The sequence below is a fragment of the Rahnella sp. JUb53 genome, assembly GCF_004346065.1.
In the GTDB taxonomy this organism is placed as follows: domain Bacteria; phylum Pseudomonadota; class Gammaproteobacteria; order Enterobacterales; family Enterobacteriaceae; genus Rahnella; species Rahnella variigena.
On sequence record NZ_SLYT01000003.1, the window covers coordinates 297590 to 311674 of the forward strand.

The following is a 14085-nucleotide window of genomic DNA, read 5'->3' on the forward strand; positions in this document are numbered from 1 at the left end:
CGATTTTCCCGAAGGGAACTGCCGTGTTAAACCGTTATCCTGCGTGGAAGTATCTGATGTTGATCGTTGTGGTCATCGTCGGTTTGCTTTATGCACTTCCCAACCTTTATGGTGAGGATCCGGCTGTTCAAATCACTGGTGCTCGGGGTTCCGACGCCAGTGAAGCAACGCTGGACCAAGTCCGTAACGTATTAGATCAAAGCAAAATCCAGATCAAATCAGTTGCTCTGGAGAATGGCGCTATTCTTGCCCGTTTCAAAGACACGGATGTACAGCTCCGTGCACGTGAAGCGCTGACTGAAGCGCTGGGCGACAAGTTTGTTATTGCACTGAACCTCGCGCCGGCAACGCCGCGCTGGTTGAGCATGCTGGGCGCTGAGCCGATGAAGCTGGGCCTCGACTTGCGTGGTGGTGTTCACTTCCTGATGGAAGTGGATATGGATACCGCGCTGAGTAAGCTGCAAGAGCAAACGATGGACAACATGCGCAGCGACCTGCGCGACAAGAATATTCCTTATGCCACGGTGCGTAAGCTCGACAACTATGGCGTTGAAGTGCGTTTCCGCGATGCTGCTACCCGTGATTCTGCGGTCAGCTACCTGAGCCCACGTCACCGCGATTTAGTGATCACCAACAGCGGCGATAATGCAGCTCGCGTGGTGATGACTGATGCTCGCCTGAGTGAAGCGCGCGAGTATGCCGTTCAGCAAAACATCACTATCCTGCGTAACCGTGTCAACCAACTGGGTGTCGCCGAGCCGCTGGTACAGCGTCAGGGTGCTGACCGTATCGTGGTTGAGTTGCCGGGTATTCAGGATACTGCGCGTGCTAAAGAAATTTTAGGCGCGACCGCGACTCTGGAATTCCGTCTGGTAAACACCAATGTGGATGCTTCTGCTGCTTCAACCGGTCGTGTACCGGGCGACAGCGAAGTGAAAAACATGCGTGATGGCCGTCCGGTAGTTCTGTACAAACGCGTGATCCTGACCGGTGACCACATCACTGATTCTACATCCAGCATGGATGAGTACAATCAGCCGCAGGTTAACATCTCTCTCGACAGCGCTGGCGGTAACGCCATGTCTAACTTCACGAAGGATAACATCGGCAAACCGATGGCTACCCTGTTCGTGGAATATAAAGACAGCGGTAAGAAAGATGCGAATGGCCGTTCGATTCTGGCGAAACAGGAAGAAGTCATCAACGTGGCGACGATTCAGTCACGTCTGGGTAACAGCTTCCGTATCACCGGGGTGAACGATCCGAATGAAGCCCGTCAGCTGTCTCTGCTGCTGCGCGCCGGTGCGTTGATCGCGCCAATTCAGATTGTTGAAGAACGTACTATCGGCCCGACCTTAGGGATGCAAAACATCACTCAGGGTCTGGAAGCGTGCTTGTGGGGTCTGGTGGCATCCATTCTGTTCATGGTGGTTTGGTACCGTAAGTTCGGCATTATTGCCACGACTGCGCTGGTGGCTAACCTGATTCTGATTGTTGGGATCATGTCGCTGCTGCCGGGTGCAACGCTGACCATGCCGGGTATTGCCGGTATCGTGCTGACGCTGGCGGTAGCCGTCGACGCCAACGTACTGATAAACGAACGTATCAAGGAAGAGCTGAAGAACGGTCGTTCCGTTCAGCAGGCGATTCATGAAGGCTATAAAGGCGCGTTCTCCAGTATCGTCGATGCCAACATTACTACCCTGATCACGGCAATTATTCTTTATGCAGTGGGTACCGGTTCGATCAAAGGCTTTGCTATCACCACCGCTATCGGTGTGGCAACCTCGATGTTTACGTCGATCGTGGGAACCCGTGCAATCGTGAACCTGGTTTACGGCGGCAAACGCATTAAAAAGCTGTCTATCTGAGGAGTGCGTTGTGGCACAGCAACAACCATATACTGTTGAACAACTGAACTACGGCCGTAAAGTCATCGACTTTATGCGCTGGGACAACGTGGCCTTCTGTATTTCAGGCCTGTTGTTTATCGCTTCCGTCGCGATTATGGGTGTTCGCGGATTCAACTGGGGTCTGGACTTCACTGGCGGTACCGTCATTGAAATCAGCCTCAGTCAGCCCGCTAACCTCGACGACATGCGCGCCGATCTGGAAAAAGCAGGATTCAAGGATCCTGTTGTTCAGAACTTTGGCAGCAGCCGTGACGTGATGGTTCGCCTTCCGCCTGTTTCCGGTAATGCCGGTCAGGAACTGGGGAATAAAGTCCTTAGCCTGGTAAACGCTGATATCGACAAAGACGCCACCGTAAAACGTGTCGAGTTTGTGGGTCCGAGCGTGGGTAACGATCTGGCGCAGGCTGGCGGCATGGCGCTGCTGATGGCGCTGATTTGTATCCTGATTTACGTCGGGTTCCGTTTTGAATGGCGACTGGCGCTGGGTGCAGTAATCGCACTGGCGCACGACGTGATCATCACCATGGGCGTATTGTCGCTGTTCAGGATCGAAATTGACCTGACCATTATCGCGTCCCTGATGTCGGTTATCGGCTACTCGCTGAATGACTCCATCGTGGTGTCGGACCGTATTCGTGAAAACTTCCGCAAAATTCGTCGCGGTAACTCTTACGAAATCATGAACGTGTCCCTGACCCAGACGTTAAGCCGTACCATTATGACCTCAGCAACCACGCTGATGGTGGTACTGATGCTCTATATCTTTGGCGGTGCGTTGCTGGAAGGCTTCTCTCTGACCATGTTGATTGGTGTGTCAATTGGTACTGTTTCGTCAATCTACGTGGCGTCTGCGCTGGCTCTGAAACTGGGCATGAAGCGTGAACACATGTTGCAGCAGAAAGTGGAAAAAGAGGGCGCAGATCAGCCTTCGATTCTTCCGTAATTTGCCGATGGTTCAGCTACCGACCTGAAAACAAAAACCCCGCGATGCGGGGTTTTTTTTGGTTTGTAATTCGCTGCTGCTATTTAGCCACGACAGGCGTTGTGGCAGTCGCTACGACCGGCTGTGTCGCCAAGATATTATGCAGGTGTACAAATCCCAGCGTGTCGACAGTCACCTGATTAAACTTCACCTCGACGGTTTTCACCGGCCCCGGTAATAAATCTGGCTCGACGGTAATCGTCTGGGTTTGCATATCGACGGTCAGCGGTTTGCCGGTGACCGGATCCAGCTGTCCCCAGCTTAAAGAAGCCGTAAACGGCGGCAATGGCTGACCGGAGGTGTTTTTGATTTCAAGCACGGCCTGAATGCCGGTGGCATCGGGTGCGACGCGGGTCAGCTGAACTTCCAGCTGGCCGATATCACTTTTCAGCAGCGCGGCGCTTTTCGCTGCCGGCAATAAATACACGCCATTCGATGACTGGCGGTTAAGCGTGGTCTGCTGCTCCAGCGCGATGGCCAGATCTGTCAGGCGTTGCAGTTTTTGATTGAGCTGACCCACTTCCGTTTTAAGTTCCGGCATTTGAGGATTTTGCTTCGCGCAGCCCGCCAGACTGAATAACGCGGCACAGGCCAGTAAAAATCGCGGGTGTTTCGTCATATCAGAGACTTCCTTTCATCTGCCCGTTGAAACATTCCGTCCGGGCACCAATATAGATAGCTAAGTTTAACCCGATGTCGATGAAAGTAGCGACAGCCTTTGTTGTCGGCACACTTCGGGTTAAACTAATGTCCAATTGAGTTCGCGATCAGGAAGTGCTATGCATTGCCCATTTTGTGCCGCTGTTGATACTAAAGTCATCGATTCCCGTCTGGTAGGCGATGGATCGCAGGTTCGCCGCCGCCGTCAGTGTCTGGTGTGCCATGAGCGTTTCACCACCTTTGAAGTGGCTGAACTGGTGATGCCACGCGTCATTAAAAGCAATGAAGTTCGCGAACCTTTCAACGAAGACAAACTTCGCGGCGGTTTTCTCAAAGCGCTGGAAAAACGCCCGGTCAGCTCTGATGATGTCGAAACGGCCATCAGTCACATTAAGTCGCAACTGCGCGCAACCGGCGAACGTGAAATCCCGGCCAAGATGATCGGCAATCTGGTGATGGACGCCCTGAAAGGGCTGGATAAAGTCGCTTATATTCGCTTCGCATCGGTGTATCGCAGCTTCGAAGATATCCGTGAATTTGGTGAAGAGATCGCCCGTCTTCAGGACTAAGGAAAGCTGATGCTGCCTGACCAACCGTCTTCTGTTCAAAATCTTTCTGATGAATCATCTGCTGATGAACGCTATATGGCGCGCGCTTTCGAACTGGCGCGTCTCGGACGTTTTACCACCACGCCCAATCCTAATGTGGGATGCGTCATTGTATTAAATGGCGAAATTGTCGGCGAAGGCTATCATTTGCGTGCCGGTGAACCGCACGCCGAAGTCCATGCTTTGCGCATGGCCGGTGAGAAAGCCCGCGGCGCGACTGCCTACGTAACCCTCGAACCTTGCAGCCATCACGGGCGCACACCGCCTTGTGCCGATGCCTTGCTGGCCGCCGGTGTCAGCCGCGTGGTCGCCGCGATGCAGGATCCGAATCCGGAAGTCGCCGGTCGCGGTTTATACCGCCTTAAACAGAATGGTATTGACGTCAGCCACGGGCTGATGCATTCCCAGGCAGAAGCCGTAAACCTCGGTTTTCTCAAACGCATGCGTACAGGTTTTCCTTACGTGCAGCTGAAAATGGGCGCGTCTCTGGATGGGAGGACGGCGATGGCTTCCGGCGAAAGCCAGTGGATCACGTCTCCGGCAGCCCGTGCGGATGTTCAGCGTTTTCGTGCTGAAAGCTCGGCCATTCTGAGCACCAGCGCCACCGTGCTGGCCGATAATCCTTCGCTGAATGTACGCTGGAGCGAGCTGGGCAGCGAAGTGCAGGCAATCTATCCCGAGGGAAATCTGCGCCAGCCGCTGCGTATCATTCTCGACAGTCAGAATCGTGTTACACCGCAGCATCAGCTGGTGAATATTCCCGGTGATGTCTTGCTGGCGCGCCTTGAAGCCGATTCGCAGGTCTGGCCGGAGTCCGTCGAACAATGGCGCGTGGCCGGGCGCGATAACCGTATTGATCTGGTTCTGCTGATGATGCAGCTGGCAAAACGCCAGATAAACGCCATCTGGGTGGAAGCGGGCGCGCAGCTGGCCGGCGCCTTATTACAAGCGGGTCTGGTTGATGAATTAATCGTTTATATGGCGCCTAAGTTATTGGGTAATAATGGGCGAGCACTTTGCGAGTTGCCCGGTTTACAACATCTGACTGATGCGCCGGAGTTTGCTTTCAGCGATATCCGCCAGATTGGCCCTGACTTACGTTTACGCCTGAAACCGGTGTACTGAGAATTTTACTCCCCCCTGATGGAATGACGTTAAAAGCGCATGTCCAGACAGGGTAATTTTATGATAGAATCCGCCCCCCTGCGGCTGGGGTTGAGAAACTCCTGAACCCACTTTAAGGAAAACTATGAACGTTATCGAAGGTGTTGTAGCCACGCCTAACGCGCGCGTAGCGATCGCGATTGCTCGTTTTAACAACTTTATCAACGACAGCCTGCTTTCCGGCGCTGTTGATGCGTTAAAGCGTATCGGTCAGGTCAGCGATGACAACATCACCGTAGTCTGGGTCCCGGGCGCATACGAATTGCCTCTGGCAACTCGTGCACTGGCTGAAAGCGGTAAATTTGACGCGGTTGTTGCACTTGGCACCGTGATCCGCGGGGGCACTGCCCACTTTGAATTTGTAGCGGGCGAATGCAGCTCTGGCCTGTCCAGCGTTGCCATGAACAGCGAAATCCCGGTTGCCTTTGGCGTGCTGACCACAGAAAGCATTGAACAAGCCATCGAACGCGCAGGGACAAAAGCCGGTAACAAAGGTGCAGAAGCTGCACTGACCGCGCTTGAAATGATTAATGTTATCAAGGCTATTAAGGCCTGAATCTAGTTAAGGGGAAATCCGTGAAACCTGCTGCTCGTCGCCGCGCCCGTGAATGTGCCGTTCAGGCGCTTTACTCCTGGCAGTTGTCGAAAAATGACATCGCCGATGTTGAATTAGAATTCCTGACCGAGCAGGATGTCAAAGACGTAGACATTGCCTATTTCCGCGAACTGCTGGCTGGTGTAGCAAACAGTGCTGAGAAACTCGATGCACTGATGGCGCCATACCTGTCCCGCCAGCTGGATGAACTGGGCCAGGTGGAAAGAGCGATTTTGCGTCTGGCTCTGTTTGAGCTGAGCAAACGCCAGGACGTCCCTTACAAAGTGGCGATCAACGAAGCCATTGAACTGGCGAAAACTTTTGGTGCGGAAGACAGCCATAAGTTCGTCAACGGTGTGCTGGATAAAGCAGGCCCGCATATTCGTAAAAAATGATCATCAAAAAAGTGCCGGCTTCAGTCACAAATGGCGACAGTCATTTTCGCCTGAATACCGCCTCTGTTGATAATCTGGTGATGTCACCTGGTTTATCTTTTGTGTGACACCCCTCTTAAGGCCGGATTTCCGGCCTTAAGTCATTCTAACGATTTGGAAATGTACTATGTCATGCGGCGAATTTGATGTAATCACTCGCTACTTTAACCGTTACAGAACCGCCCGACAGGACGTTCATTTAGGCATTGGTGATGATTGTGCCTTACTGACGGTTGGCGAGAAGCAGCTGTTAGCAGTCAGTACCGACACTCTGGTTGAAGGCATTCATTTTCTAAAAACGATTTCACCGGCCGATTTGGGCTATAAAGCGCTGGCGGTAAACCTCAGTGATCTGGCCGCGATGGGCGCTGATCCTGCCTGGGTTTCCCTTGCACTGACGTTACCGGAAGTCAACGCCGACTGGCTGCAGGCATTCAGCGACAGTCTGTTTGATCAACTTAATTATTACGGCATGCAGCTGATTGGCGGCGACACCACCCGCGGTCCGCTGAGCATGACGTTAACCATTCAGGGGCTGGTACCCGCAGGGCGCGCATTAACCCGTTCCGGCGCCGGTATTGGTGACTGGATTTTCGTGACCGGAACGCTGGGTGACAGCGCAGCGGGGCTCGCCATTCTGCTGGAACAGCTGAATGTGACGGAGTCCGATACCCGTGAATTCCTGCTCAAACGTCATCTTCGGCCGTCGCCGCGCGTGTTGCAGGGGCAGGCATTGCGTGATTTGGCAACCTCCGCTATCGATCTCTCTGACGGGCTGATTTCGGATCTTAAACATATACTGAATGCCAGTGAATGCGGTGCTCGCCTCGATCTCGATGCCATCCCGTTATCTGCCGCATTAAAGAATGTCACGGATCCTGAGCAGGCGCTGAAATGGGCACTGACTGGTGGCGAAGATTACGAGCTTTGCTTTACCGTCCCGGAAATCAACCGTGGCGCGCTGGATGTAGCGCTGAGCCATCTGGGTGTTGATTTCACCTGTATCGGTCAGATTGCGCCGCTGTCTGAAGGGATTAAATTTTTGCGTTCAGGCGCACCGGTAGAACTTGAATGGCAGGGTTTTGATCACTTTGCCGCAGAGGAATTGCTGTGAATATTGGCCGTAAAAAACGCCCAGCCGGGTATAAAGGCAAAACCGGTGATCCGGTTCAGGACATGGCTGCGGCCAAAAAACGTTTAAATCTGCGTAATCCCTGGCATTTGCTGGCGACCGGTTTTGGCAGCGGATTATTCCCGGTCGGGCCGGGCACCGCAGGTTCCATCGCCGCGATCCCATTCTGGATTGTTATGACGTACCTGCCGTGGCAGGTCTATTCCATGATCGTCATGTTCAGTATCTGTATCGGCGTGTATCTCTGCCGTCAGACCGCGCGCGACATGCGGGTTCATGACCACGGCAGCATCGTGTGGGATGAATTTGTTGGCATGTGGATCACGCTGATGGCGATCCCTGTGAATGACTGGCGCTGGGTGTTGATCGGCTTTATCGTTTTCCGCGTACTGGATATCTGGAAACCCTGGCCGATCCGCTGGTTTGACCGCAACGTGCAGGGCGGAATGGGCATCATGATCGATGATGTCGTCGCCGGTGTATTGGGTGCGGCGATCATCTATCTGATCGGGCATCACTGGCCGCTTGGTTTGTTCTGATCTGCATTAAAGAGCAGTAAAATGGCGTTGCCAGGTTTGCCCTGACAACGCCTTTTTTATGACTTCACATTTGTTCAAATCACTTCGGATCATTTGAAACCGGTGGCTTCGTGCGGCACATAGGCCATTTCCAGTTCAGCGATTTCTTCAATGGAGAGTTTTATCTCCAGTGCGGCGACAGCATCTTCCAGATGAGCTGCGCGTGAAGCGCCGATAATCGGGGCCGTTACCACGTGCTTACTCAGGATCCACGCCAGTGCGATCTGCGCGCGCGGTACGCCGTGATCTTCGGCAATTTTACCCACACGTTCAGCGATTTTACCGTCAGCTTCATCGGTAGCGTCGTACAACGTTTTGGCAAAATTGTCGGAAACTGAACGTGCAGTGGTTTCTCCCCACGGACGGGTCAGTTTGCCGCGTGCCAGCGGACTCCACGGCAACACCGCGATATTCCTTTCCAGACACAGCGGATACATTTCGTTTTCTTCTTCACGCTGGATCAGATTGTATTGATCCTGCATCGACACAAAGCTCGCCCAGCCATTTTGCGCTGAGACATCCAGCGCCTGTTTAAACTGATGCGCATGCATGGATGACGCACCGATAAAGCGTGCCTTACCGGCTTTCACGACGTCGTTCAGCGCTTCCAGCGTTTCCTCAATCGGCGTTTCGTAATCCCAGCGATGGATTTGCAGCAGGTCGACATATTCCATGCCAAGGCGGCGCAGGCTGTCATCAATAGATTGCATAATCGAGGCGCGCGACAGTCCCGGCTTCAGGCCAGTGACCGCGTTATAGACTTTGGTGGCGACGACAATCTCATCGCGTTTTGCGAAGTCTTTCAGGGCGCGACCGACGATTTCTTCACTGCTGCCGTCGGAATAACTGTTGGCGGTATCAAAGAAATTGATACCCGCGTCGAGTGCCTGCTTAATGATCGGGCGGCTGCTTTCTTCGGGCAGCGTCCAGGCATGAGTTCCGCGATCGGGTTCGCCAAACGTCATACAGCCCAGACACAGGCGTGAGACGTTCAGACCGGTTTTTCCTAAGGTGGTGTATTGCATGACATCTCCTGGTAAACACAAGTTTATTTCAGAAGCCGTGGAAAATGATTAGCTTGCTATAACTGTAGCTCACAGAACGAGATGAACGTGTGACAAAGAAGGGAGTGGGGAAGGAAATTCCCCTCTTTCAGACTAAAAGAGGGGAGGATAATCAGGCCAGCCAGTTGGTGATCTGACGGTCGATGCCTTCGGCATCCAGCCCTACATCATGACGGATTTCGTCCTGCGTGCCCTGCGGGACAAAGCTGTCCGCCAGACCGATATTCAGCACCGGCACCAGGATACGCTTAGACATCAGCAGTTCGTTCACGCCGCTGCCTGCGCCGCCCATGATGGCGTTTTCTTCAAGCGTGACCAGCACTTCATGGCTGGCGGCCAGTTCCTGAATTAACGCGTCATCCAGCGGTTTCACAAAGCGCATATCCACCACGGTGGCGTTACGTTTTTCTGCCGCAGCCAGCGCTTCCGGCAGCAATGTACCAAAGTTGAGGATCGCGACTTTCTCGCCTTCACGGCGCACCACGCCTTTACCGATGGGCAATGACGCCAGCGGTTCACAGGTGGCACCCGTCCCGTTACCACGCGGATAACGCACGGCAACCGGCCCGCTGTTATGGTGATAACCGGTATGCAGCATCTGACGACATTCGTTCTCGTCGCTCGGCGTCATGATGGTCATGTTCGGGATGCAGCGCAGGAAAGAGAGATCGAATGCGCCTTGATGCGTTTGTCCGTCGGCACCGACGATACCGCCGCGATCGATGGCAAACAGCACCGGCAGATTCTGGATCGCCACATCGTGGATCACCTGATCGTAAGCCCGTTGCAGGAATGTCGAGTAGATTGCGACGATCGGTTTGTATCCGCCAATTGCCAGACCGGCGGCAAATGTCACCGCGTGCTGCTCGGCAATCGCCACATCGAAATACTGTTGCGGGTATTCACGCGAGAAACGCACCATGCCCGAGCCTTCACGCATCGCTGGCGTGACTGCCATCAGCTTGCTGTCTTTGGCAGCGGTTTCGCACAACCAGTCACCGAAAATCCTCGAATACGTTGGCAGACCTTCTTTGCTTTTCGGCAGTGTGCCGGAAGCCGGATCGAATTTCGGCACCGCATGGAAACTGATCGGATCTTTTTCGGCGGGCTCGTAGCCTTTGCCTTTTTTGGTCATGATATGCAGCAACTGCGGCCCTTTCAGGTCGCGCATATTTTTCAGCGTCTGCACCAGCGCCACCACGTCGTGACCATCCACTGGTCCGATATAGTTAAAGCCGAGTTCTTCAAACAGCGTGCCCGGCACCATCATGCCTTTCAGATGTTCTTCGGTACGGCGCACCAGTTCTTTAATCGGTGGCAAGCCGGAAAGGACTTTCTTACCGCCTTCACGCAGGCGTGAATACAGTTTGCCGGACAAGAGCTGTGCCAGATGATTATTCAGCGCACCGACGTTTTCAGAAATCGACATTTCGTTGTCGTTGAGGATAACCAGCATGTCGGGTTTGATATCGCCCGCATGGTTCATCGCTTCAAACGCCATACCCGCGGTGATCGCGCCGTCGCCAATCACGCACACAGTGCGGCGGCCTTTGCCTTCACGCTCGGCAGCCACAGCCATTCCCAGACCTGCACTGATGGACGTCGATGAGTGACCCACGGACAACGTGTCGTATTCGCTTTCACCGCGCCACGGGAACGGGTGCAGACCGCCTTTCTGGCGGATGGTAGAAATACGGTCACGGCGGCCGGTCAGAATTTTGTGCGGATAGGCCTGATGGCCGACATCCCAGACAACGTGGTCGAATGGCGTGTTGTAGACATAATGCATCGCAACGGTCAGTTCCACCGTTCCCAGACCGGACGCAAAGTGTCCGCTGGACTGGCTGACGCTGGCCAATAAATATTGGCGCAGTTCATCGCAGAGCTTAGGCAGATTCTCTTTAGGGAGTGAGCGGAGATCTTCAGGATCCTCCGCCAGCGCCAGTGTCGGGTATTTGGCTAATTCAAGACTCATCAGTTGCTCATAGTAAGTTTAATTATCGCGTTCAATGATAAAGCTGGCTAACGCGAGAAGTGGCGCGGTGTTGTAAGAAAGTGCTGCCAGCTGATCCAGTGCTGAAACGGCTTCCTGATACAGGTCCATGGCCTTGGCCTTGGCGCCGTCCAGCCCCAGCAGGGCAGGGTAGGTACTTTTTCCCAGCTGCTGATCAGCGCCCTGGCGTTTACCAAGTGTGGCGGTATCGCCAACCACGTCCAAAATATCGTCCTGGACCTGAAACGCCAAGCCAATGGCTTGCGCGTAGTTATCCAGTATAGGCAAAACGGCGCGTCCGGTTTCACCGGCAGCCAGCGCACCCATGCGTACCGCGGCGCGGATCAGCGCACCGGTTTTATGACGGTGAATTTTTTCTAACGCTTCAAGACCGACCTGCTGACCTTCAGCGGCCAAATCCAGAGCCTGGCCGCCACACATGCCGCTGGCACCGCTGGCGCTGGCCAGTTCGGAAATCATCGCCAGACGATCTTTTACCGCGACGTCTGGCATTTCACTGTCAGCCAGAATTGAGAATGCGAGCGTCTGCAGCGCATCACCGGCCAGAATCGCATTGGCTTCGCCAAATTTAATGTGGCAGGTCGGCTGGCCGCGACGTAAATCGTCGTCGTCCATCGCCGGTAAATCATCGTGGATCAGGGAATACGCGTGGATACATTCCACGGCCGCCGCGGGTGCATCAAGATTCTTTAAATCAAGGCTGAACAACTGACCGCTGGCGTAAACCAGATACGGGCGCAGACGTTTACCGCCCAGCAGCGCGCCGTAACGCATCGCCTCAACCAGCGGTAAATCTGCCAGTGGCTGTGCGCTGACATACGCCGTTAAGACTTCATCCACACGCTTTTGCTTCGCGCGCAGCTCATGCGTAAACCCGTCAGCACCGGAAAAGGAAATCGCTTCAGACATGACCAGTTACTCGGCTTCTGGGGTGAACGGGGTCAGCGGAGCATCGTTGTCGCTGTCGAGCAGGATCTGAACACGTTGTTCTGCCTGTTGCAGCTTTTGCTGTCCCTGACGCGCCAGCTGGACGCCTTGCTCAAATTCGTTAAGTGCGTCTTCCAGAGGCAGCTCGCCTGATTCGAGGCGGGAAACGATCTGTTCAAGTTCGGCCAGAGCCGTTTCAAAATTGGCAGGTGGTGCAGATTTTTTTGGCATAATTCTCTTTTAATATCGTTGATCAGACTGGATGATCGAAGTACTGAGGCGGCAGAGTCAGCGCTCGGCCTCAAGAGACATTCCTGTTCAGCATGACATCTGCTGCAGGGTTTTGTGCACAGAGTACCCATTTTAAGTGATATACTCTGCGCCGCAGATATTATTGCTAAGCCCAATGTGACACATATCGACCATTTGGCTTAGCAATAATAGGATCCTAGATCCTTATTCAGCGACTTACTACCCCGTTTTTTCACCCGCTAACAAAAGACTGCCATGAAGTTTATCATTAAATTGTTCCCTGAAATCACCATCAAGAGCCAATCTGTGCGTTTGCGCTTCATTAAGATCCTCTCAAGCAGCATTCGCAATATCGTGCGACCGCATGATGAGACGCTGGCGGTGGTTCGCCACTGGGATCATATCGAAGTTCGCAGCAAAGACGAAAGCAAACACGACCTGATCCAGGAATTGCTCTGCCGCATTCCGGGTATCCGTTATGTTGAAGAAGTCGAAGACCGTCCTTATACCGACGTTCACAATATCTTCGAGCAAACGCTGGAAGCTTATCGTTCTGAAGTAGAAGGCAAAACCTTCTGCGTGCGCGTTAAACGTCGTGGTAAACATGACTTCACGTCGACCGAAGTAGAACGTTATGTCGGCGGCGGTCTGAATCAGCACATCGAATCGGCAAAAGTCAGCCTGAAAGATCCGCAAGTGACGGTGAAACTGGAAATCAACGACGATCAACTGGTGCTGGTGAAAAGTCGCCTCGAAGGTCAGGGCGGTTACCCGATTGGCACGCAGGAAGATGTGATCTCGCTGATTTCCGGCGGTTTCGATTCCGGCGTATCCAGTTATATGCTGATGCGTCGCGGTTGTCGTGTGCATTACTGCTTCTTTAATCTCGGCGGTGCAGCGCACGAAATCGGCGTGAAGCAGGTGGCGCATTATCTGTGGAACCGTTTCGGCAGCTCACACCGCGTCCGCTTTATCTCCGTCGATTTCGAACCGGTAGTGGGTGAAATCCTCGAAAAAGTCGAAGACGGCCAGATGGGCGTCGTCCTGAAACGTATGATGGTACGCGCGGCATCTTCCATTGCTGAGCGCTATGGCGTGCAGGCGCTGGTGACCGGCGAAGCGCTGGGCCAGGTATCCAGCCAGACGCTGACTAACCTGCGTCTGATCGACAACGTTTCTGACACGCTGATCCTGCGTCCGCTGATTTCTCACGATAAAGAGCACATCATCAAGATTGCCCGTGAAATCGGTACCGAAGATTTTGCGAAAACCATGCCGGAATATTGCGGTGTGATTTCGAAAAGTCCGACGGTGAAAGCCGTGAAAGCCAAAATTGAAGCCGAAGAAGCGATGTTCGATTTCGATGTACTGGATAAAGTGGTCAGTGAAGCGCGAAACGTCGATATTCGCGAAATTGCCGCGCAGGCCGCAGAAGTGGTGCCGGAAGTAGAAACCGTGGCCGAGTTTACTTCAACGGATATCGTGCTGGATGTACGCGCACCGGATGAAGTAGAAGCGCAGCCGCTGGCGCTGGAAAACGTTGAAGTGAAGCCATTAGCGTTCTACAAGCTGGCGACACAGTTTGGCGATCTGGACCAGAGCAAAACCTATCTGCTGTATTGCGATCGTGGCGTGATGAGTCGTTTGCAGGCGCTGTATCTGAAAGAGCAAGGTTTCGATAACGTTAAGGTATATCGTCCTTAACAAGCGTACCTTCTATAAAAAAGGGGTTCAGCCATGCTGAGTCCCTTTTTTGTTTGCT

Annotated in this window: 14 protein-coding genes; 9 read left to right on the top strand and 5 right to left on the bottom strand. The window is 53.5% G+C overall.

Annotated features, from left to right (window positions below; all coding sequences use genetic code 11):
* The first annotated feature begins 23 nt into the window (after window positions 1–23).
* Both secD and secF read left to right on the top strand, forming a co-directional pair.
* On the top strand, window positions 24–1871 hold the full coding sequence (secD, locus tag EC840_RS09120; protein WP_112287489.1) for a protein translocase subunit SecD: 1848 nt from the start codon (window positions 24–26) through the stop codon (window positions 1869–1871).
* Between the two features lie 73 nt (window positions 1872–1944).
* The gene (gene secF, locus EC840_RS09125; protein WP_211334002.1) at window positions 1945–2856 is read left to right on the top strand and encodes a protein translocase subunit SecF; all 912 of its coding nucleotides are present in this window, start codon (window positions 1945–1947) and stop codon (window positions 2854–2856) included.
* A 79-nt stretch (window positions 2857–2935) separates the two neighbouring features.
* On the opposite strand, the gene EC840_RS09130 is transcribed toward secF, so the two are convergent.
* The gene (locus tag EC840_RS09130; RefSeq protein WP_129638310.1) at window positions 2936–3514 is read right to left on the bottom strand and encodes a DUF3251 domain-containing protein; all 579 of its coding nucleotides are present in this window, start codon (window positions 3512–3514) and stop codon (window positions 2936–2938) included.
* Window positions 3515–3674: 160 nt separating this feature from the next.
* Between EC840_RS09130 and nrdR the strand changes: the two genes are divergently transcribed.
* The 6 genes from nrdR to pgpA all read left to right on the top strand — a co-directional run bounded on the left by nrdR (window position 3675) and on the right by pgpA (window position 8027).
* Window positions 3675–4124: a transcriptional regulator NrdR gene (gene nrdR / locus EC840_RS09135; protein ID WP_015698341.1), complete on the top strand. Its 450-nt coding sequence runs from the start codon at window positions 3675–3677 to the stop codon at window positions 4122–4124.
* Between the two features lie 9 nt (window positions 4125–4133).
* Entirely contained in the window at window positions 4134–5288 is a 1155-nt protein-coding gene (ribD, locus tag EC840_RS09140) for a bifunctional diaminohydroxyphosphoribosylaminopyrimidine deaminase/5-amino-6-(5-phosphoribosylamino)uracil reductase RibD (protein ID WP_132965045.1), read from the top strand.
* Window positions 5289–5412: 124 nt separating this feature from the next.
* Complete coding sequence (gene ribE / locus EC840_RS09145) at window positions 5413–5883, top strand: 6,7-dimethyl-8-ribityllumazine synthase (protein WP_095924936.1); 471 nt, start codon at window positions 5413–5415, stop codon at window positions 5881–5883.
* 20 nt (window positions 5884–5903) lie between these two features.
* Entirely contained in the window at window positions 5904–6317 is a 414-nt protein-coding gene (gene nusB, locus EC840_RS09150) for a transcription antitermination factor NusB (protein WP_013576663.1), read from the top strand.
* A 166-nt stretch (window positions 6318–6483) separates the two neighbouring features.
* Window positions 6484–7470, top strand: coding sequence for a thiamine-phosphate kinase (thiL, locus tag EC840_RS09155; protein WP_120160810.1), 987 nt, complete (start codon window positions 6484–6486; stop codon window positions 7468–7470).
* Window positions 7471–7532: 62 nt separating this feature from the next.
* Window positions 7533–8027: a phosphatidylglycerophosphatase A gene (gene pgpA / locus EC840_RS09160; protein ID WP_113876254.1), complete on the top strand. Its 495-nt coding sequence runs from the start codon at window positions 7533–7535 to the stop codon at window positions 8025–8027.
* 89 nt (window positions 8028–8116) lie between these two features.
* Here pgpA and EC840_RS09165 read toward each other — a convergent pair whose 3' ends face one another.
* The 4 genes from EC840_RS09165 to xseB form a co-directional block, all read right to left on the bottom strand.
* Complete coding sequence (locus EC840_RS09165; RefSeq protein ID WP_132965047.1) at window positions 8117–9091, bottom strand: aldo/keto reductase; 975 nt, start codon at window positions 9089–9091, stop codon at window positions 8117–8119.
* A gap of 151 nt (window positions 9092–9242) precedes the next feature.
* Window positions 9243–11105 carry a 1-deoxy-D-xylulose-5-phosphate synthase gene (gene dxs, locus EC840_RS09170; RefSeq protein WP_132965049.1) on the bottom strand — a complete coding sequence of 621 codons (1863 nt, stop codon included), beginning with the start codon at window positions 11103–11105 and terminating at the stop codon, window positions 9243–9245.
* An 18-nt stretch (window positions 11106–11123) separates the two neighbouring features.
* On the bottom strand, window positions 11124–12053 hold the full coding sequence (ispA, locus tag EC840_RS09175; protein ID WP_112287496.1) for a (2E,6E)-farnesyl diphosphate synthase: 930 nt from the start codon (window positions 12051–12053) through the stop codon (window positions 11124–11126).
* A 6-nt stretch (window positions 12054–12059) separates the two neighbouring features.
* Window positions 12060–12302 (bottom strand): exodeoxyribonuclease VII small subunit, encoded by a 243-nt coding sequence (xseB, locus tag EC840_RS09180; RefSeq protein ID WP_013576657.1) that lies wholly within the window; start codon window positions 12300–12302, stop codon window positions 12060–12062.
* 276 nt (window positions 12303–12578) lie between these two features.
* On the opposite strand from xseB, the gene thiI reads away from it, so the two are divergent.
* Window positions 12579–14027 carry a tRNA uracil 4-sulfurtransferase ThiI gene (gene thiI / locus EC840_RS09185; protein WP_113876150.1) on the top strand — a complete coding sequence of 483 codons (1449 nt, stop codon included), beginning with the start codon at window positions 12579–12581 and terminating at the stop codon, window positions 14025–14027.
* The last annotated feature ends 58 nt before the right edge of the window (window positions 14028–14085 follow it).